This is a genomic window from Chryseobacterium sp. D764 (assembly GCF_019317325.1).
GTDB lineage: Bacteria > Bacteroidota > Bacteroidia > Flavobacteriales > Weeksellaceae > Chryseobacterium.
The window spans coordinates 2,957,584-2,976,239 of the sequence record NZ_CP079219.1 but is presented as its reverse complement, the minus strand read 5'-3'; the positions used below and the strand labels follow the sequence as shown (position 1 = coordinate 2,976,239).

Sequence of the window (18,656 nt, the reverse complement as noted above, 5' to 3'; positions counted from 1 at the left end):
ATTGTTAGCTTATTATAAGCTAAACATCTAATATTTAACATCTAAATAAAATGTTACAAGTCAATTTTTTGCGCGACAATAAAGAACGCGTTTTAGAAGGTCTTAAGAAAAGACAATTCAAAAATCTTGAGTTGGTAGACGAGGCTATCGCTGCCGACGACGAAAGAAAAAGAATCCAGTTTGAACTAGATTCCCAATTATCGGAAATCAACAAAATTTCGAAAGAAATCGGGCTTTTGATGAAAGAAGGGAAAAAAGAAGAAGCGGAATCTGCAAAATCTAAAACAGCACAATACAAAGAGTCGAGCTCAGAATTGAAGTCCCAGTTAGAAGTTAAGGAAAACGACTTACTGAATGTCCTGTACCAGCTTCCAAACATTCCAAATGAATTGGTAAAAAGCGGAGCTTCTGCTGATGATAATGAAATGATTTTTCAATCTCATCCGGTAGAAGGTCTTGGTGAAGGAGCTATTCCTCACTGGGAACTTGCAAAAAAATATAATCTTATTGATTTTGAATTAGGGGTTAAAATTGCAGGAGCAGGATTCCCTGTTTATTTAGGAAAAGGAGCAAGATTACAGAGAGCTTTGGTTCAGTATTTCTTAGATAAAAACGTAGAGAAAGGATATACAGAAGTGAATCCTCCTCACGTAGTCAATGAAGCATCTGGATTTGGAACCGGGCAGTTACCTGATAAAGAAGGGCAGATGTATTATATCAATGAAGATAAATTGTACCTGATTCCTACAGCAGAAGTTCCTGTAACGAACCTTTACCGTGATGTATTGCTTGATGAGAAAGATCTTCCCATCAAAAATACGGCATTCTCTCAATGCTACAGAAGAGAAGCAGGAAGCTACGGAGCTCACGTAAGAGGCTTGAACCGTCTTCATCAGTTTGAAAAAGTAGAAATTGTAAGAATTGAAAAGCCTGAAAATTCTTATGCTGTTTTGGAAGAAATGGTAGAGCATATCAAAGAAATCCTTACAGATCTTGAGCTTCCGTTCAGAGTATTAAGACTTTGCGGAGGGGATACTGGTTTTGCATCTGCAATGACCTATGATTTCGAAGTATGGAGTGCTGCTCAGGAAATGTGGCTGGAAGTAAGTTCTGTTTCTAATTTTGAAACATTCCAGGCGAACAGATTGAAATGCCGTTACAAAGGAGATGGTAAATCTCAATTGGTTCATACCCTGAACGGATCTGCAATGGCATTGCCAAGAATTATGGCGGCATTGCTTGAGAATAACCAGACAGCGGAAGGAATCAAACTTCCTAAGAAGATTGCAGAATATGCAAGATTTGAAATAATCAACTAAACTAATCAGTTAATTTAGTATACAATAAAACCCACCGGAATCCGGTGGGTTTTGCTTTATTCTGTAACGATGATAATCTTTTTATCTGCGTTTTTAAGTTTTTTATCCTTATCATAAATGGCTTTCAGATCATATTCTATTCTTATTGAATGATCATCGATCTGCTTTATCCAGTCATGCTTCCCTGTCATTGATTTTATGTGATTTTCAAACTTTAAAGTAGTACCGATCTTTTTGAAAAACATAATCATCATTCCGTCCATCTTCTCAGTTTCTTCCTTTGAGCTTTTGGAGCGAATAGCCTCTTCAATACTTTTAAGATTAAAGTTTTCGGTATCAATCGTCAGGGTTTTTCCATCCCAATTATTGTAAATATTTTGATCCAGAGGGATTTTTTCAGTTTTTGTAAAGTTTTTCAAAGCCTGATAATCTTCCGGAGCAAAATGTTCCATTTTAAAAGAAAACTCTGCAAGTGTGTTATCTTCTTTCGTAGACTTCATGAAGATCTTTTTCATGATCCTGATTGAATCCGGATTTTCGGTTTTCAATTTGCCTTCCTTTTTGGCAACATCGTACATACTTGTCCAGGCGGTTGGAAGCCTATCCATTTCTCCAAATTCTTTCTGCTTTAACGAATCCGGTGTCATGGCCATCATTTCTGACATGAACTCTCTCGTATCGATATCAGTAACAGAAGTGGAAGCTGCATCTTTATGATAGACAATTTCAGAATTGACACTGCAGGATTGCAGCATAAAAAGGCTTATCAGAAATAAGGCAATGGTTTTCTTCATGGTATATTGTAAATACTGATTAATGGCAGTTGACAGCTCCGTTTGGATCTTTAGAGATTGTCATTGCTTCTGCTTTCGGGGAAACATATGGAATTCCCAGCTCAAGACCTCTTAGAATGAATAATCCTCCTAAAATGATCATAATTACAGGAACGGCTTTCAAAACCTTTACCCTGAATGCCTGATTCATGAGATTTCCAGCCAAAACAATGGCAAACATGAACGGAAGGGTTCCCAATCCAAATAAAGCCATATATAAAGCTCCCTGCCATATTCCTCCGCCTGCAAGACTTGCTGTAAGCGCCATGTAAACCATTCCACACGGTAAAAAGCCATTAAGAAGCCCCGTGGTAAATCTTGATCGGTAGTCCGCTTTCTGAAGTAGTCTTCCCAGATTCATTTTTACAGTATACAGAAATTTGGATAGGAAAGGAATCTTTGAGGCAAAATCTTTTCCACCAAAGGAAAATACAGCCATGATAATCAAAAGAACACCTGCTGTAATAGTAAGATATTTCTGAAAGCCTGCCATTTCAAATCCTTGCCCGATAATTCCAAGAAGTGCACCCAATAATGAATAGGTGAATATTCTCCCGAATTGATAGGTAAGGTTCTGAAGGTAGAAGTTGGCTGCCTGTTTTTTGGTTAATCCCATCGACAGGGCAATAGGACCACACATTCCGATACAGTGAAAACCGGAAGCAAAGCCTAAAGCAATAGCCGATACAATAAGTCCTATTTCCATATCACATCATAATCCATTCTGTAGTCTGTTTTATTTGTTGTCCAACTCAGTCTTAGTGTATAGTTACCCATTTTCAATACCTGTGAAGGGATAATGAAAGACTGGCTGGCATCAAGCTGTACAGATTTTTTGATATCTAAATTCTGGTCGTCGGTTCTGTTTAAAACAAATTTTACCGTAGTATTTGAGTTGTTGTAATCTTTTGGAAAAGTAATTTTAATTCCCTTAGGATCCTGGCTGTATGCAGGTTTTTCCGGTAATTCATCTGCTTTTTTCTTGGCATCAATGACATCCTGATATTTCAACTCTTCTTCATAATAATTATCTGTTACCATTTCAGAGTTCTTCTGTCCGTTTGGAAAGAGAAATAACATAGATAATATAAAAACTATGAATGCAAATAATGCAATTACAACACCGTGTCCCCAACTAAAGTTCTTCATTTTTTTCTAATTAAAATTGCAGTTTGAATGGCCCTTCAAAATAAGTCTGATATGAATCAATCAGTTTTCCTTTCATATCGTAAACGCCAATGGTAATATTCTGTTTGGATAGTTTCATTTCATCTTCCGGGAAGCTGATATTAATGGTCCCTTTAGAAATTTTATCCCGGTCTACCTGAATCTTACTGGATGCACTGTACGTGATTTCACCATGTGCAGGATCAATGACTTTGATGGTAACTATTTTTTTGTCGTTCGTTTTATTAAGGAAAGTATAATTATAGGTATTGGTAATTTTACCCTCTTTTACAAAGAATGTACTTCCTGCCGGTTTGATGAATTTAGCTTCCATCTCGCCGCGGCTGTACAGAAGGTACCCTAAGAATCCTACAAGAAGGAATAGGAATACAGTAAATCCTTTCATTCTTCCTGTAAACTTAAATTGGGTCTGTTTTTCAATTTCGTTTTCAGAAGCATATCGGATCAGTCCTTTTGGAAGCCCTACTTTTTCCATCACTTCATCACAGGCATCAATACATGCTGTACAGTTTATACATTCCAACTGCTGTCCGTCTCGGATGTCAATCCCGGTAGGGCATACCACTACACATTGATGGCAGTCGATACAATCTCCTTTGCCAGCAGCCTTACGGTCCTCGCCTTTTCTCCATTTTGATCTGTTTTCTCCTCTTTTGAAGTCATAGAAAACGTTGATCGTATCTTTATCAATTAATACTCCCTGAAGTCTTCCATATGGGCATACCAATGTACAAACCTGCTCTCTGAACCATGCAAATACAAAGTAAAATGCAGCAGTAAGAAGAATCATTACGATAAAATTGGTAGGATGTGCAAATGGTCCTTCACCAATGATTTTAAATACCTCTTCATATCCTACGATGTACATGAACATAAAGTGGGTGATCACCAATGAAATAATGATATAAACAGTCCATTTTAAACTTCTTTTCCAGATCTTTTCACTGTTCCACTCTTGTCTGTCCAGCTTCATCTGCTTGTTTCTGTCACCTTCAATCAGATATTCTATTTTACGGAAGATCGATTCCATAAAAATTGTCTGAGGGCAAATCCACCCGCAGAAAATTCTTCCGAACGCAATCGTAAAAACAATAATAAAGATTAAAGAGGCAATAGCACCTAAAGTAAGGATAAAAAAGTCTTGTGGATAGAAAGGCTGTCCAAAGATGAAAAATTCTCTGTCTATGACATTGAACAATAATAATGGATTACCATTGATTTTGATGAATGGTAATGAAAAATAAATAATTAATAATAAATAGCTTACAATGTTTCTATAGTTGGTATATTTCCCTTTAGGCTTTCTTGGGAATACCCATCTTCTTTTTCCGGATTGCTCCATTGTCCCTATAGAATCTCTGTAAGTTTCAGGGTCCAGAACCTGTCCCTGTCCGCCGCGTACTTCTATTTCTTCTATGTCTGACATTTGTAATAGGTTTTAAAAAAGAAAAAACATAATTCGTTACTATTTTAATCTAATAACAAATTATGTTTTTTTCATATGTTTCTAATTTTTTAAATTATTCTTTTTCCCAATGTGCTTCAGTTCCTTGAGGAGCAGCTCCTCCTTGAGCTGGAGTCACTGGTGGTTGTTCCTGATTGATGTGATATACATACGCTGCAATCTTTTCAATTTCTGCACCTGAAACTTCTCCGTTTTTACCGAATGCTCTCATCGCAGGGTTAGTAGGAGAACCATTCCAGTCCATATGGAATACATTTTTAAATAATGTCTTCTCAGGCTGGTTGATCCAGTAGTTATCAGTAAGGTTTGGTCCGATACCTCCACTACCGTCTTCTTTGTGACAAGATGCACAGTTTGTTTTAAATAATTCTTTACCTTCTGCAATATTATCAGCAGAGTATTTTGCTGTTTCTATTGTTACAGGAGGCTGAGTTTTTTGGTATTCTTCAATACTTGCCAACTGTTCTTTATATTCTTTTTCATATTCGCTTAACGGGTGAGCGAAGTCTGTGAAAGAGTATGCAGCAATATATACAATACAAAAAGCAGTCCCAAAATAGAATAAACCTACCCACCATTTCGGTAACTGGTTATCCAGCTCCATGATTCCATCGAAACCGTGGTCAATAAGGATATCTTTTTCTTCAGTTTCTGATTGCTTTTTGAATGCAGCCAAATACATTCTTTTTAAGAAAGGAACTTTCTTTTCAGCTAAATAAGCTGCTTTTTCCTCCGGAGATAATTTTTTGAATTTGTTGTTTTCAATCAGATCTCCAATTGCACCATGAATATAGGCAAGGATACCAGCGATCACAACAGTTCCCCAGAAGTAAGGTGAAGAAAGGAACGCGTAGCTCTGTACAAATAAATAATAAAAAACTATTAAAAGTCCAATTATTATTAAGATGTTTATAACAACAGGTGTTCTTTGTTTCATAAAAAATAGTTTAATTTTTTAAATTAAAATCGTCATCTTCTTCATCCCCAAGAGGAGCCTCTTCTTCTTCTTTGTAATATTTTTTAGGCCTGCTAAAAACATAAATTACCAAAGCAACGAAGAACAGCATAAAGAAAATCAGAGCCAGTGTCTGGTAGAAGCCAGCATTTTCTGTATTGGATAATATATCTTTAAAGTTCTGAGGAATCATAATATGAGCCTTTTAATGTTTTTTAGTTATTACTTGCTGTTTTGATTTCAGTTGTTTTAATATCTGTTCCTAATCTCTGAAGATAAGAAATAAGAGCTACAATTTCTTTTTTCTCTAATTCTCCCTGAGGTCTCTTAGCATAAGCCTGCTTAAGGTCATTTGCTTCTGAGAAGATATCTTTTACAATTTTTGCTGATTGGTTGTTTGCCCATTTATCTGCAGAATCAATTTCAGCCTTAGAATAAGGTACATCGAATACATTTTTCATCAGCTTCATTTTGTCTACCATCTTAGTTCTGTCTAAGTCAGTAGCAATTAACCAAGGGTAACGAGGCATGATAGAACCTGCGGAAGTAGATCTTGGGTTATACATGTGCTTGTAGTGCCAAGAACTTGGGTTTTTACCACCTTCTCTATGTAAATCCGGTCCAGTTCTCTTAGAACCCCATAGGAATGGTCTGTCGTATACAAATTCTCCAGCTTTGGAGTATTGTCCGTTTTTACCGTTGAACCTTGTAATCTCATCTCTGAACGGTCTGATCATCTGAGAGTGACAAGCATTACATCCTTCACGGATATAAATATCTCTACCTTCAAGTTCAAGTGGTGAATATGGTTTTACCGCTGAAATCGTAGGTACACTTTTCTTAAGAGACAGCGTAGGGATGATTTCAATTGAACTACCAATAGATATTGTGATGAAAGATAAAATACCTAATAATACCGGAGTTCTTTCCAGCCAAAGGTGAGTACCTTCTCCTTCTTTTCTGTTCTTACTGATGTTTGCTAATGCAGGAGCTTCAGCAGGAACTTCTTTCTGGAATGATCCTTTTCTTACCGTAGCAATTACGTTTACGATCATTAGGATAGATCCTGAGATATAGAATAAACCTCCTACGAATCTCATTTTGAAGTAAGGGATAATAGCAGTTACTGTATCCAACCAGTTTTTCCATAATAATGTACCGTCCGGGTTGAATTGCTTCCACATTAATCCTTGTGTGAATCCTGAAATATACATTGGAACTGCATAGAAAATGATTCCTAAAGTACCTAACCAGAAATGCCAGTTAGCTAATTTTACAGACCAAAGTTTTGTTCTCCACATAATGGGTACCAAATAATAGATAACCCCGAATGCCATGAAACCATTCCATCCAAGAGCTCCTAAGTGTACGTGACCGATAACCCAGTCTGTAAAGTGACCAATTTTGTTGATGTTTTTAGTTGCCAAAAGCGGCCCTTCAAACGTTGCCATACCATAACAAGTAACAGCTACAACGAAGAACTTAAGGATAGGATTTTCTCTTACTTTATCCCAAGCTCCTCTTAGCGTAAGAAGACCATTTAACATACCTCCCCAAGATGGTGCAATAAGCATGATAGAGAATCCTGTTCCTACCGCCTGAGCCCAAGCCGGAAGAGCTGTATATTGAAGGTGGTGAGGACCAGCCCAGATATATACGAAAATTAATGACCAGAAGTGAATAATAGACAGTTTATAAGAGAATACCGGTCTGTCTGCAGCCTTCGGAAGGAAGTAATACATTAAACCTAGAACCGGAGTCGTCAATACGAATGCAACCGCATTGTGTCCATACCACCACTGTACAATAGCATCTTTTACCCCTGCATATGCTGAATAAGATTTCCAGCCTGTGAAAGATAAAGGTACTTCAAGGTTGTTGAAGATGTGAAGCATTGCTACCGCAATCCAGGTACCAATGTAGAACCAGATCGCTACATAAAGGTGTCTCACTCTTCTCTTTGAAATAGTCAGGAACATATTGATACCAAAAATGATCCATGAGAATGCGATCAATATGTCGATCGGCCATTCATGTTCAGCATATTCTTTAGAAGTGTTGATCCCCATAAAGAACGTAACGAACGTAGCAACGATCATAAACTGCCAAGTCCAGAAATGTAACCAAGACAATGTGTCACTGTACATTCTTGTTTTTAATAATCTCTGTAATGAGTAATAAATACCCGTGTAAACAATGTTACAAACGAATGCAAAGATTACGGTGTTGGTGTGCAGCATTCTGATTCTACCAAAACCAAATGCACCATGAGTGTTTATTAAACCTTGAATATTACCCGATGCCAAACTCTTAATGGTTGTGTCATCTGTCCCGAAAAAGAATTCAGGTAATTCAGGGTAGAAAAGCATTAATGCCGCCGTAAGCCCGAACGTAAACCCTATAAGACCGAAAACTAAGGTCGCATAAAGGAACGCACGGACAATACTATTGTCATAACTAAACTTCTGTGTTTCCATATCAACTATTCACTATTTTTCTCAATTTTTATTATTTTCTCCTATTTCTTTCTCGTCTTTATCTTTGTTGCCTGCCTCATCATTTTCTTTGATTTTTTCATCATCAAAAAGGATTCTGACAGCCGGAGATTCATCATCTTCAAACTGTCCTTTTCGGGCATACACTATAAATACGACCAAGAAAATCGCAGCCAAAGAAACACTGCAGAGGATCATTAAATATAGAATATCCATTGGACAACAAAATTAACCTATTTTCGGGGTTCAAATTTAGTGAAAAATAATGACTTTCATCACGAAATGACGATTTCAGCTAATTTAAAATCAGTCTAAATAAGGGCGTTTAAGCCTGTTTTTTGAAATACTTACGACCTAAAATCCAGGTTGAAAGTGTAGTAAAAGTAACCACCGTGATAGAACTGATTGGCATGATGATTGCTGCAAAGAGCGGATGCATATGTCCTGTAACAGCGTAACTTAAACCAACGATATTGTATAGAAAACTGATTATAAATGTCATTTTCACAATGGTGATAGAGCCTTTACAAACGTTCAGGTAATTGTCTAGTGTAACTACTTTATCACCGTTCATAATTACATCAGAGGATGGTGTAAAACTGTTTGTGTCATCAGCAATTGCAATTCCTACATTACTTTGTTTTAAAGCTCCTGCATCATTAAGCCCATCTCCAAGCATGGCTACTTTCATGTGCTGGTCCTGAAGAGTTTTAATGTAATTCAGTTTGTCTTCCGGATTCTGATTAAAGGCCATTCCTTTGTAATTTGGAATAAGCTCTTTAAGCTGGTTCTCTTCTGAAGAGTTATCTCCACTCAGGATAAATATTTTGTAGTTGGTTAATTTTGTGAAAAGTTCTTTCAGCTTCGGACGGTATTCGTTCTTAAAAATAAATTTACCTAAATATTCACCATTTTTGCTGATATAAACTGCTGTTTCAAGGTTTTTAGGTTTCTGGTTATTATAACGGGCTGATCCAATTTTATAAAGAGTTCCCCTTACGCTTGCTTCATATCCTTTTCCTGAAATTTCAACAAAATTCTCTACCGGGAAATAATCATCATTTACTTCGATGAATTCATACAAAGATTTTGAAAGCGGGTGATTGGAATTCTTTAATAATGTTTTAATATTCAGGGAATCAAAATCGTTGATCTCTGGCCCTTCATATTTGATATTTGATTTTTTTCTGTGCGTAATGGTTCCGGTTTTATCAAAGACAATGGTGTCAAGCTTCGCGATTTTTTCAATCGTTAAAGTATCTTTTACATAAAACTTATTTCGACCTAAAATCCTCATAATGTGTCCGAAAGTGAACGGTGCAGACAATGCAAGAGCACAAGGGCATGCAATAATCAGAATGGCTGAAATAACCTGGAACATTTTATTTAAGTCAATAAAATACCAATAAGTTCCTGCGACTAAAGCAATCCCTAAAATAATGAATGTGAAATATTTGCTAACGTTATTTGTTAACGTGTCAAGTCCTGTTTCATGTTTTTTAAAAGCTTCTTTATTCCAAAGCTGAGTTAAATAACTTTGATCTACGTTTTTAATCACTTCAAGTTCTAAAGAAGATCCAATCTGCTTTCCTCCCGCGAAAATTTTATCTCCAGGCTGTTTGCTGATACTTTCGCTTTCCCCTGTGATAAAACTATTGTCAATATTTCCTTCTCCGTTGATCAGAATAGCATCTACCGGAATGATTTCCTGATTTCTAACCAGAATTCTATCACCAACTTTTATTTCAGACAATAAAATATTATCCTGTTTTCCTTCGAAATCAACTTTCGTTACGGCAATCGGATAGAAAGATTTGTAATCTCTGTCATAGGAAAGAGCATTGTACGTTCTTTTCTGGAAAATTTTCCCGAGAAGCATGAAGAATAAAAGGCCACAAAGGGTATCAAAATATCCCGGACCATAATCTGTTACCACTTCATAAATACTTCGTCCGTATAGAACAAAAATTCCTAAGACAATCGGAACATCAATGTTGACAATCTTGTTTTTTAAACCATACCAAGCAGATTTATAGTAATCAGAAGCTGAGTAGAATACAACAGGTGTTGCCAGGAGGAATATCAAGGTTCTGAACAAGCCTTTATAATGTTCCATCCAATAATCTTCCCCTCCGATATATTCAGGAAAAGCAAGGAACATTCCGTTACCAAAAGCAAAGGCAGCAATGGCAAATTTTACTAATAAGGATTTGTCGAGATGATCTTCATTTTTATCAGCAGTTTCAAGGCTGATAACCGGCTTATATCCTAGATTGGTTAAAAATTTAGCAAGTTCGCTTAATTTCAGATCGTTATGGTTGAATGAAATCTGTAAGGTCTTTCTTGTAAAGTTGACCTGTGAATATTTGATGTGGGTATTTAAAGTATGAAGACTTTCTAATAACCAAATACATGAAGAACAGTGAATTACTGGGATTTTGAATGTGACAAGACTGGTGTTTCCTTCAGAAAAATCAGTGACTTTTTCAAAGATTTCCGGTGTGTCCAGGTAGTCAAATTGAGTAGAGTTTTCATCATTCGGACGAATTCCCGCTCCTTTATTAAGCTCATAGAAATTGCTTAAATTATTTAAATTTAGAATTTCGTAAACAGACTTACATCCATTACAACAGAAAGTCTTTTCATCAAATAAAATTCTCTCTTTTTCTATCCCTTGACCACAATGAAAACAGTTCTCGCTCACCCCATAAAATATTGAACTACAAAATTATAACAAATTTTTTTGTTTATCGCGTTAAAAAGTTCTATTTTTGTGATAAATATCATATAAAATGCCGCAGGAACAACAGATAGCAATTGAAGAGAGGTTCGCCAGAGTTTTTAATGATAAATCATTTAAAGAAAGACTTTCTAGCGCAGATTTTGAAAAATACATTAATGGCAAAAAGAAACTGAGTTTTCAGAAACACGATACCATTTTCGAGGATGGTGAAACTCCAAAAGGAGTTTTTGTTTTGGAAAAAGGGGCTGCCAAACTTTCGAAATCAGGAGCGTTCGGGAAAGATCAAATTTTAAGATTTATCAAAGAAGGGGATATCATCGGCTATCGTTCTTTGCTTTGCGGGGAGAATTTCCAGGCCAAAGCAGAAGCAATGACAGATATTGAATGTGTTTTCTTACCAGCAGATATTTTCATGTATCTTCTGGAAGTAGATCCACAGCTGTCTTTCGTAATGCTTCAAAAAATCTCATACGAATTAGGAGAATCTTCAAATACCATTACCTTCCTTGCCCAGAAAACGGTAAGAGAAAGATTGGCTGAAATACTGCTGCTTTTGGAACAGAAGCTGGGAGTAGATCCTGAAGGGTTCATCAAGATCTCATTGACGAGAGAAGAAATTGCCAATATCATCGGTACTGCTACAGAAAGTGCCATCCGTCTGATCTCAGAATTCAAACAGGATAGTCTGATTGAAGTAGACGGAAGAAATATTAAGATCTTAAATCACGATAAACTCATGAAACTCGGTCACGTAGTTTTATAAATCATACAAAAACTTAAGTCGGCTGAAGGCCGACTTTTTAACTTTTAAAAATAGATAAATTATGTCTGTTCACTCTGAAATTAAAAAAGTTACGACTGAAACCTTGCGTAAAATGAAATTCGACAAGGAAAAAATAACAATGCTTACAGCCTATGATTTTACCACAGCAAAGATGGTAGATGCAGGTGGAGTAGATGCTATTTTAATTGGAGACTCTGCGGCGAATGTAATGGCTGGTTTTGAAACCACATTGCCTATTACGCTGGATCAAATGATCTATCATGCTCAAAGTGTGGTAAGAGGAACCGACAGAGCTTTGGTGGTAGCAGATTTACCTTTCGGAACTTATCAGAGTAATCCTGAAAAAGCATTGGAATCTGCGGTAAGAATGATGAAGGAAGGTGGAGCGCATGCCGTGAAAATTGAAGGCGGAAAGGAAATTTCCAAATCAATCAAAAAAATTATCAACGCCGGAATTCCGGTAATGGGACATTTGGGATTAACACCACAGTCTATTTATAAATTCGGAACGTATAAAGTAAGAGCTAAAGAAGAGGCAGAAGCTGAAAAACTGATTGCTGATGCGCAGCTTTTAGAAGAATTAGGTTGTTTTTCTGTTGTATTGGAGAAAATTCCTGCTGAATTAGCAAAGAAAGTTACTGAAAGCATTTCTATTCCTACTATCGGAATCGGTGCCGGAGCAGATTGTGACGGACAGGTTTTGGTATATCATGATATGGTAGGAATGAACAAAGGTTTCAGTCCGAAATTCTTAAGAAGGTATCTTGATCTTTACACAGAAATTACAGGAGCTGTTTCTCAGTATGTAAAAGATGTGAAGAATGTAGAATTTCCAAACGAAAACGAAAGCTATTAATCCATGCAGAATCAACAATCTATTCAGGGGATATTATCTATTGCAGCACTGGTTTGCCTTGCTGTAGGATGGTTTAATTTATTTTCTCCGGAAATCAACCATTTACTTTCAAGAAAGGTTTTTTATGTTTTGATAGGTGCGAGTTTCTTTATTCAGGCTCCGCTGCTTACCAATAGGAACTTTGTCTATGCAATGTATGCTGCTGCTGCCATCTGTGTATTAGGAGCATTCATACCGGAAGGTTCAAAGCTTTCAGCCGTTAAAACAGTAGGTCTTCTGGCGGGAATTATCCTGTCTTTATCCAATAGAAGAAGATAGAGAGAAGAAGCATGAAGGAGCAGATTATATATGAAGACAACCATCTTCTGGTGATTAATAAAAAGGTGGGTCAGCTTGTACAGGGTGATAAAACCGGAGATGAATCACTATTAGAATCTATCAAGAATTTTATAAAAATAAGAGATGCTAAGCCGGGAAATGTTTTTCTCGGCTTGGTTCATCGTATAGACCGCCCAACTTCAGGGCTGGTGATCTATGCAAAAACTTCCAAAGCGCTTTCACGCCTTACACAGATGGTAAAAAATCGTGAGGTGAAAAAAACATATTGGGCGGTTGTAGGAAAAGAAATGATCCCGCAAAGTCAAAGGCTGGTACATTATTTAAAGAAAAACGAAAAAAATAATAAAGCCATTGTTTTTCCGAAAGCTACCGAAGGGGCAAAAGAAGCGATTCTGACTTATAATGTTATCAAAACATTAGACAATTATTTGTTGTTGGAAATAGACCTTGAAACCGGAAGACATCACCAGATCAGGGCTCAGTTGTCTAAAACAGGGATTCCGATTAAAGGAGACCTGAAATATGGAGCACCACGTTCTAACCCGGATGGAGGAATTAATCTTCACGCAAGAAAGCTGGAGTTTATTCATCCTGTTACAAAGGAAAATATTGAAATCATAGCTCCCGTTCCGCAGAATGATGCGATCTGGAGAGCTTGTGAAGAATAGCAAGGGATCTAAAGCAATCAAAGAAAAAATATAAAAGTCCGTCTCAATTTTGAGGTGGACTTTTTCTTTGAGTTCATTTAAGATTTTGCCCATTCTAAAAAAATGTCTAACTTCGTCCCAAACTTTAGGGGTGTCTGTTACCAACAGACTGAGACTTTACCCTTTGAACCTGATCTGGATCATACCAGCGTAGGGAAAAGTAGATGACTTTTGCTGTACATTCTATTGTACAATAATGGCCATTCCTAAAGTATATTTAAAATTATTAGGAATGGAACTTATAATCAACCACACCCGAAAAACATTTGATGTACTTCCTGCAAACCTGGAAGCATTACTGGCTATTGAGCTGCCCGGAAAGAAAAAAGGCATCGCTGTAGCCCTCAACAATCGTATTATTCCCCTGTCGGCCTGGGCGGAAACCATCCTTAATAACAACGATTCAGTTTTAATCATTACTGCCACTCAGGGCGGTTAATTCTCATATTTAATACCAATATTTATGGCTCACTCCATTACATGTTCGCCATTTCCGAACTCAAAGAAAATCTATATTGAAGGAACAGTACACCCTATCAATGTAGCAATGCGTGAAATACAGCTTAGCCCAACCAAATTGACCAATGGCGGCTTTGAACATAATGCTCCGGTAACGATCTACGATACTTCAGGGCCTTATACCGATGAAAATGCGGTTATTGACATTCAGAAAGGACTTCCAAGAATCAGAGAACAATGGATTCTGGACAGAAATGATGTGAATATTCTGGACGGAATTACGTCTGAATACGGAAAAGTCCGTCTGGCAGATCCGCGTCTTGATGAACTAAGGTTTTCCTATGATCATAAACCTAAGGTAGCACAAGAGGGAAAAGAATTGACCCAGCTTTACTATGCAAAACAAGGAATCATCACTCCGGAAATGGAATATGTGGCGATCAGAGAAAATCAAAGGATAGAACAGCTTGATTCCGTATCAAAAGAAATGGCTTTTCAACATCCCGGACACAGCTTTGGAGCAAATACTCCGAAAAGTAAGATCACTCCGGAGTTTGTAAGAGACGAAATTGCTGCCGGAAGAGCTATTATTCCAAATAATATTAACCATCCGGAAAGTGAACCGATGATTATCGGAAGAAACTTTCTGGTGAAGATTAATGCCAATATCGGAAACAGTGCCGTTTCATCCAGTATCGAAGAAGAAGTGGAAAAAGCGGTATGGGCCTGCCGATGGGGAGCAGATACCATTATGGATCTTTCAACCGGGAAAAATATTCACGAAACAAGAGAATGGATCATCAGAAACAGTCCGGTTCCCATTGGTACAGTTCCTATCTATCAGGCACTGGAAAAAGTAAAAGGCGTTCCGGAAGATCTGACATGGGAAATTTTCAGAGACACTCTGATTGAACAGGCAGAACAGGGAGTTTCCTACTTCACGATTCATGCAGGTGTTTTGTTGAGATATATTCATTTAACAGCAAAAAGAGTAACCGGAATTGTTTCCAGAGGTGGTTCTATTATGGCGAAATGGTGTTTATTCCATCATAAAGAAAGCTTCTTATACACTCATTTTGAGGAGATCTGTGAGATCATGAAGAAGTACGACGTTGCTTTCTCTCTTGGAGATGGTCTTCGCCCGGGATCTATTGCAGATGCCAATGATGCAGCTCAGTTTGCCGAACTGGAAACTTTAGGTGAACTGACAAAAATTGCATGGAAACACAACGTACAGGTAATGATTGAAGGACCTGGCCATGTTCCGATGCACATGATCAAAGAAAATATGGAAAAGCAGCTGGAAGAATGCCATGAAGCTCCGTTCTATACCTTAGGCCCTTTGACTACTGATATTGCGCCGGGTTATGATCATATTACTTCCGGAATCGGGGCAGCGATGATAGGATGGTTTGGATGTGCGATGCTTTGTTATGTAACGCCGAAGGAACATTTAGGACTTCCAAATAAAGAAGATGTAAAAGTTGGGGTGATTACGTATAAACTGGCAGCTCATGCAGCAGACCTTGCAAAAGGTCATCCGGGAGCTCAGTACAGGGACAATGCATTAAGTAAAGCCAGATTTGAATTCAGATGGGAAGATCAGTTCAACCTTTCATTAGATCCAGAGACGGCAAGAGCTTATCATGATGAAACATTGCCGGCAGAAGGAGCAAAAATTGCCCATTTCTGTTCTATGTGCGGACCAAAATTCTGCTCAATGAAAATTACTCAGGAAATCCGTGAATCTGCAGAAAAAGGAATGCTGGATAAATCACAGGAATTCATTGAAAAAGGGAAAGAAATCTATATATGATCCTGGTAATCACTCCTGAATTGATGGTTCCGAACGAAACTGATGTGATTAATCAGCTATTTAAGGAAGGACTTGATCTGCTTCATATCCGTAAACCATGGATCAACAGAGATGAAATGATTGAATTGATCAGCCAAATTGATGAAGCGTTTCATTCACAGTTGGTGTTACATACACATTACGATCTGGGGAAGGAATATAATATTTCAAGATTTCATTTCAGAGAGATTGATCGAAAGGAAGAAACTTATAAACCTTTTGCAGAAGAAAATACCATTTCAACTTCAGTACATGATATCACAACCTATAATACTTTGGACAAAGAATGGGAATATGCTTTCATAAGCCCGTTCTTTCCAAGTATCTCCAAAAAAGGATATGGATTGGATTCTACTATTAAAGATGAAATAAAACATAGGAACCATCCGGATGTAAAATTAATTGCTCTTGGAGGAATTGATCAGGATAATATTCAGGAAGTTTTCAAAACAGAAGCAGATGGAGCAGCTTTATTAGGTGCCATCTGGGAAAGTGAAGAACCTTTAAAAGTATTCAAAAAATGCAGGAACGCCCTTATGTCATGAGTGTTGCAGGCTTTGATCCAAGTGGTGGAGCAGGCTTGTTATCAGATAGTAAAACCTTTGAGCAATCGAAAGTGATGGGACTTGGAGTATGTACAGCGTTGACACTACAAACAGCCTCCAAATGTCTTAGTCTTGAATGGCGTCCTGTAAAAGAAGTGACTGATGCTATTCAGGTACTGATGGAAAATTATCCGGTTTCAGCCGTGAAAGTCGGAATAGTGAAGGATGCAGAATTTCTGGGTGAAATTGTAAAAACGGTAAAGATTAGCAATCCTGAAGTAAAAATAGTTTGGGATCCCGTTCTGAAAAGCACTTCCGAATTCACTTTTTTTGATCTTAAAACACTTCCTCAATTAAAAACGGTTATTAATAAACTTTGTTTAATAACCCCTAATTATAATGAATACAGTGTTTTAAAGGAACACAATCTTTTACCAGATACAAATCAATGCTCATTGCTGATCAAAGGAGGGCATAGACAAGATCATTTAGGAACGGATATTTTAGTTGAAAACGGAAAAGAAACTCTTTTAGTTCCAGTCGAAGACCATCAAATATATTTTCCTAAACATGGTTCAGGCTGTGTTTTATCATCAGCAATTACAGCAGAACTCGCCAAAGACGAAAGCGTGGAAACAGCCTGTAAACAGGGGAAATTATACATTGAAAAATTTTTAAAAAGCAATTCCTCTTTATTGGGAACGCATTCATTATAAACATGGAAAAACTACAATACATATCACAGGGAAACACAATACAGGAACAGGAACTTCATATCCGTAAGGCTTTAGATAATGGGATCAAATGGCTGCAGGTAAGATGGAAAAATGCTCCTGAAAATGAATTAATCAATCTTTGTGAAATTTCAAAACAGCTTTGTTCAGAATATCAGTCGGTTTGTATCATCAATGACCATATGCAAATAGCCAAAGAAATAGATGCAGATGGTGTTCATTTAGGTTTGAATGACCGGTCTATTGAAGAAGCCAGACAGACTTTGGGAGAAAATAAAATTATTGGTGGAACGGCCAATACCCTTTCAGATGTCATCCAGAGAATTAATGAATCTTGTGATTATATAGGTTTAGGTCCATTGAGGTTTACTATAACCAAAGAAAAATTGAGTCCTGTTCTTGGGTTTGAAGGGTATCAGGAAATTGTCGATGGATTAAAAGAAAAATCAATCGACATTCCTAAAATATTTGCCATTGGAAGCGTTACCCTTGAAGATATTTTGCCGTTACAAGAGATTGGCATTTATGGTGTTGCCGTATCCGGACTTATTACCAAGCAGCCAACGATTATTAATGAACTAAAAAAAGTAATGATATGAACAATCAGAAATTAGAAATAGCAGGAAGAACTTTTGAATCAAGACTGTTTTTAGGAACAGGCAAGTTCGGAAGTCTGAAAGATATGGTACAATCTGTCATCGCATCAGAAACGGATATGGTGACCATGGCACTGAAAAGAATTGATGCACAATCCAGTGAAGATGATCTGCTTGACTCATTAAGAGAAACCAATGTTCATCTTCTGCCTAATACCTCCGGAGCCAGAACAGCTAAAGAAGCAGTATTAGCCGCACAATTAGCCAGAGAAGCACTGGAAACAAACTGGGTAAAACTGGAAATTCATCCGGATCCGAAATATTTACTGCCGGACCCCATTGAAACATTATATGCAACCGAAGAACTTGCCAGGCTGGGATTCATTGTGATGCCTTATATTCATGCCGATCCTGTTCTATGCAAACGTCTTGAAGATGCCGGAACAGCTGTGGTAATGCCTTTGGGAGCACCTATCGGAACAAATAAAGGATTAAGAACCCAGGACTTTCTGGAAATAATTATCAGCCAGAGTAATGTTCCTGTAGTGGTAGATGCTGGAATCGGTGCGCCATCAGATGCAGCAAAGGCCATGGAAATGGGAGCAGACGCCGTTTTGGTGAATACAGCCATTGCGGTTGCAAGAAATCCGCTTAATATGGCTGTCGCTTTTAAAGAAGGTGTGATTGCTGGAAGAAGAGCTTTTGAATCAGGATTGGGAGCCATTGCCAACCATGCTGAAGCCTCAAGTCCGCTTACTTCGTTTTTGTTTGAATAAATCAGGA

The 18,656-nt window shown here is 37.4% G+C and carries 20 protein-coding genes and 1 riboswitch; of the genes, 11 read left to right on the top strand and 9 right to left on the bottom strand.

All coding sequences use genetic code 11. The features are described from left to right. Positions 1–50: 50 nt before the first annotated feature. On the top strand, positions 51–1,319 hold the full coding sequence (gene serS, locus KYG33_RS13465) for a serine--tRNA ligase (protein ID WP_219071905.1): 1,269 nt from the start codon (positions 51–53) through the stop codon (positions 1,317–1,319). A gap of 56 nt (positions 1,320–1,375) precedes the next feature. Here serS and KYG33_RS13460 read toward each other — a convergent pair whose 3' ends face one another. The 9 genes from KYG33_RS13460 to KYG33_RS13420 form a co-directional block, all read right to left on the bottom strand. Next, a complete protein-coding gene (locus tag KYG33_RS13460; protein WP_219071904.1) occupies positions 1,376–2,113 on the bottom strand; it encodes a hypothetical protein in 738 nt (245 codons plus the stop codon). Positions 2,114–2,132: 19 nt separating this feature from the next. Next, positions 2,133–2,858 carry a sulfite exporter TauE/SafE family protein gene (locus tag KYG33_RS13455; protein WP_077419478.1) on the bottom strand — a complete coding sequence of 242 codons (726 nt, stop codon included), beginning with the start codon at positions 2,856–2,858 and terminating at the stop codon, positions 2,133–2,135. Next, positions 2,849–3,301: a FixH family protein gene (locus tag KYG33_RS13450; protein ID WP_047381691.1), complete on the bottom strand. Its 453-nt coding sequence runs from the start codon at positions 3,299–3,301 to the stop codon at positions 2,849–2,851. The genes KYG33_RS13455 and KYG33_RS13450 overlap by 10 nt, the downstream gene beginning before the upstream one ends. A 10-nt stretch (positions 3,302–3,311) precedes the next feature. Continuing rightward, positions 3,312–4,766 (bottom strand): cytochrome c oxidase accessory protein CcoG, encoded by a 1,455-nt coding sequence (gene ccoG, locus KYG33_RS13445; RefSeq protein WP_077419480.1) that lies wholly within the window; start codon positions 4,764–4,766, stop codon positions 3,312–3,314. Positions 4,767–4,860: 94 nt separating this feature from the next. Beyond that, the gene (locus tag KYG33_RS13440) at positions 4,861–5,742 is read right to left on the bottom strand and encodes a cbb3-type cytochrome c oxidase N-terminal domain-containing protein (protein WP_047381687.1); all 882 of its coding nucleotides are present in this window, start codon (positions 5,740–5,742) and stop codon (positions 4,861–4,863) included. A gap of 10 nt (positions 5,743–5,752) precedes the next feature. Then, positions 5,753–5,953 carry a cbb3-type cytochrome oxidase subunit 3 gene (locus KYG33_RS13435; RefSeq protein WP_077419481.1) on the bottom strand — a complete coding sequence of 67 codons (201 nt, stop codon included), beginning with the start codon at positions 5,951–5,953 and terminating at the stop codon, positions 5,753–5,755. A 22-nt stretch (positions 5,954–5,975) separates the two neighbouring features. Beyond that, entirely contained in the window at positions 5,976–8,237 is a 2,262-nt protein-coding gene (gene ccoN, locus KYG33_RS13430; protein ID WP_047377333.1) for a cytochrome-c oxidase, cbb3-type subunit I, read from the bottom strand. Between the two features lie 21 nt (positions 8,238–8,258). Beyond that, positions 8,259–8,471, bottom strand: coding sequence for a cbb3-type cytochrome oxidase assembly protein CcoS (gene ccoS, locus KYG33_RS13425; RefSeq protein ID WP_047377334.1), 213 nt, complete (start codon positions 8,469–8,471; stop codon positions 8,259–8,261). 109 nt (positions 8,472–8,580) lie between these two features. After that, positions 8,581–10,959 (bottom strand): heavy metal translocating P-type ATPase, encoded by a 2,379-nt coding sequence (locus tag KYG33_RS13420; protein WP_077419483.1) that lies wholly within the window; start codon positions 10,957–10,959, stop codon positions 8,581–8,583. 88 nt (positions 10,960–11,047) lie between these two features. Here KYG33_RS13420 and KYG33_RS13415 point away from each other — a divergent pair, with 88 nt between their 5' ends. The 10 genes from KYG33_RS13415 (at position 11,048) to KYG33_RS13370 (ending at position 18,649) form a co-directional block, all read left to right on the top strand. Next, the gene (locus tag KYG33_RS13415; protein ID WP_034692595.1) at positions 11,048–11,761 is read left to right on the top strand and encodes a Crp/Fnr family transcriptional regulator; all 714 of its coding nucleotides are present in this window, start codon (positions 11,048–11,050) and stop codon (positions 11,759–11,761) included. A 61-nt stretch (positions 11,762–11,822) separates the two neighbouring features. Continuing rightward, positions 11,823–12,638 (top strand): 3-methyl-2-oxobutanoate hydroxymethyltransferase, encoded by an 816-nt coding sequence (gene panB, locus KYG33_RS13410; protein ID WP_047381678.1) that lies wholly within the window; start codon positions 11,823–11,825, stop codon positions 12,636–12,638. Between the two features lie 3 nt (positions 12,639–12,641). Next, complete coding sequence (locus KYG33_RS13405) at positions 12,642–12,956, top strand: hypothetical protein (protein WP_180564772.1); 315 nt, start codon at positions 12,642–12,644, stop codon at positions 12,954–12,956. Between the two features lie 11 nt (positions 12,957–12,967). Next, the gene (locus KYG33_RS13400; protein WP_077419486.1) at positions 12,968–13,645 is read left to right on the top strand and encodes an RluA family pseudouridine synthase; all 678 of its coding nucleotides are present in this window, start codon (positions 12,968–12,970) and stop codon (positions 13,643–13,645) included. Between the two features lie 116 nt (positions 13,646–13,761). Further along, a riboswitch (TPP riboswitch) is annotated at positions 13,762–13,858 on the top strand. A 58-nt stretch (positions 13,859–13,916) separates the two neighbouring features. Further along, positions 13,917–14,123, top strand: coding sequence for a sulfur carrier protein ThiS (gene thiS, locus KYG33_RS13395; protein WP_077419579.1), 207 nt, complete (start codon positions 13,917–13,919; stop codon positions 14,121–14,123). Between the two features lie 24 nt (positions 14,124–14,147). Beyond that, complete coding sequence (thiC, locus tag KYG33_RS13390; RefSeq protein ID WP_219071903.1) at positions 14,148–15,959, top strand: phosphomethylpyrimidine synthase ThiC; 1,812 nt, start codon at positions 14,148–14,150, stop codon at positions 15,957–15,959. After that, positions 15,956–16,543 carry a thiamine phosphate synthase gene (locus KYG33_RS13385; RefSeq protein WP_077419488.1) on the top strand — a complete coding sequence of 196 codons (588 nt, stop codon included), beginning with the start codon at positions 15,956–15,958 and terminating at the stop codon, positions 16,541–16,543. Before thiC ends, KYG33_RS13385 begins: the two co-directional genes overlap by 4 nt. Continuing rightward, positions 16,519–17,259, top strand: coding sequence for a hydroxymethylpyrimidine/phosphomethylpyrimidine kinase (locus tag KYG33_RS13380; protein ID WP_180564769.1), 741 nt, complete (start codon positions 16,519–16,521; stop codon positions 17,257–17,259). Before KYG33_RS13385 ends, KYG33_RS13380 begins: the two co-directional genes overlap by 25 nt. Before the next feature lie 2 nt (positions 17,260–17,261). Continuing rightward, on the top strand, positions 17,262–17,876 hold the full coding sequence (locus KYG33_RS13375; protein WP_077419490.1) for a thiamine phosphate synthase: 615 nt from the start codon (positions 17,262–17,264) through the stop codon (positions 17,874–17,876). Continuing rightward, positions 17,873–18,649, top strand: coding sequence for a thiazole synthase (locus tag KYG33_RS13370; RefSeq protein ID WP_180564767.1), 777 nt, complete (start codon positions 17,873–17,875; stop codon positions 18,647–18,649). The genes KYG33_RS13375 and KYG33_RS13370 overlap by 4 nt, the downstream gene beginning before the upstream one ends. The last annotated feature ends 7 nt before the right edge of the window (positions 18,650–18,656 follow it).

Coding starts and splice junctions, on each gene's coding strand:
- panB (WP_047381678.1), top strand. CDS start 11,823: ATGTCTGTTCACTCTGAAATTAAAAAAGTTACGACTGAAACCTTGCGT.
- KYG33_RS13400 (WP_077419486.1), top strand. CDS start 12,968: ATGAAGGAGCAGATTATATATGAAGACAACCATCTTCTGGTGATTAAT.
- ccoN (WP_047377333.1), bottom strand. CDS start 8,237: ATGGAAACACAGAAGTTTAGTTATGACAATAGTATTGTCCGTGCGTTC.
- ccoS (WP_047377334.1), bottom strand. CDS start 8,471: ATGGATATTCTATATTTAATGATCCTCTGCAGTGTTTCTTTGGCTGCG.
- KYG33_RS13380 (WP_180564769.1), top strand. CDS start 16,519: ATGCAGGAACGCCCTTATGTCATGAGTGTTGCAGGCTTTGATCCAAGT.
- KYG33_RS13435 (WP_077419481.1), bottom strand. CDS start 5,953: ATGATTCCTCAGAACTTTAAAGATATATTATCCAATACAGAAAATGCT.
- KYG33_RS13450 (WP_047381691.1), bottom strand. CDS start 3,301: ATGAAGAACTTTAGTTGGGGACACGGTGTTGTAATTGCATTATTTGCA.
- KYG33_RS13385 (WP_077419488.1), top strand. CDS start 15,956: ATGATCCTGGTAATCACTCCTGAATTGATGGTTCCGAACGAAACTGAT.
- KYG33_RS13460 (WP_219071904.1), bottom strand. CDS start 2,113: ATGAAGAAAACCATTGCCTTATTTCTGATAAGCCTTTTTATGCTGCAA.
- serS (WP_219071905.1), top strand. CDS start 51: ATGTTACAAGTCAATTTTTTGCGCGACAATAAAGAACGCGTTTTAGAA.
- ccoG (WP_077419480.1), bottom strand. CDS start 4,766: ATGTCAGACATAGAAGAAATAGAAGTACGCGGCGGACAGGGACAGGTT.
- KYG33_RS13375 (WP_077419490.1), top strand. CDS start 17,262: ATGGAAAAACTACAATACATATCACAGGGAAACACAATACAGGAACAG.
- KYG33_RS13440 (WP_047381687.1), bottom strand. CDS start 5,742: ATGAAACAAAGAACACCTGTTGTTATAAACATCTTAATAATAATTGGA.
- thiC (WP_219071903.1), top strand. CDS start 14,148: ATGGCTCACTCCATTACATGTTCGCCATTTCCGAACTCAAAGAAAATC.
- thiS (WP_077419579.1), top strand. CDS start 13,917: ATGGAACTTATAATCAACCACACCCGAAAAACATTTGATGTACTTCCT.
- KYG33_RS13455 (WP_077419478.1), bottom strand. CDS start 2,858: ATGGAAATAGGACTTATTGTATCGGCTATTGCTTTAGGCTTTGCTTCC.
- KYG33_RS13405 (WP_180564772.1), top strand. CDS start 12,642: ATGCAGAATCAACAATCTATTCAGGGGATATTATCTATTGCAGCACTG.
- KYG33_RS13370 (WP_180564767.1), top strand. CDS start 17,873: ATGAACAATCAGAAATTAGAAATAGCAGGAAGAACTTTTGAATCAAGA.
- KYG33_RS13415 (WP_034692595.1), top strand. CDS start 11,048: ATGCCGCAGGAACAACAGATAGCAATTGAAGAGAGGTTCGCCAGAGTT.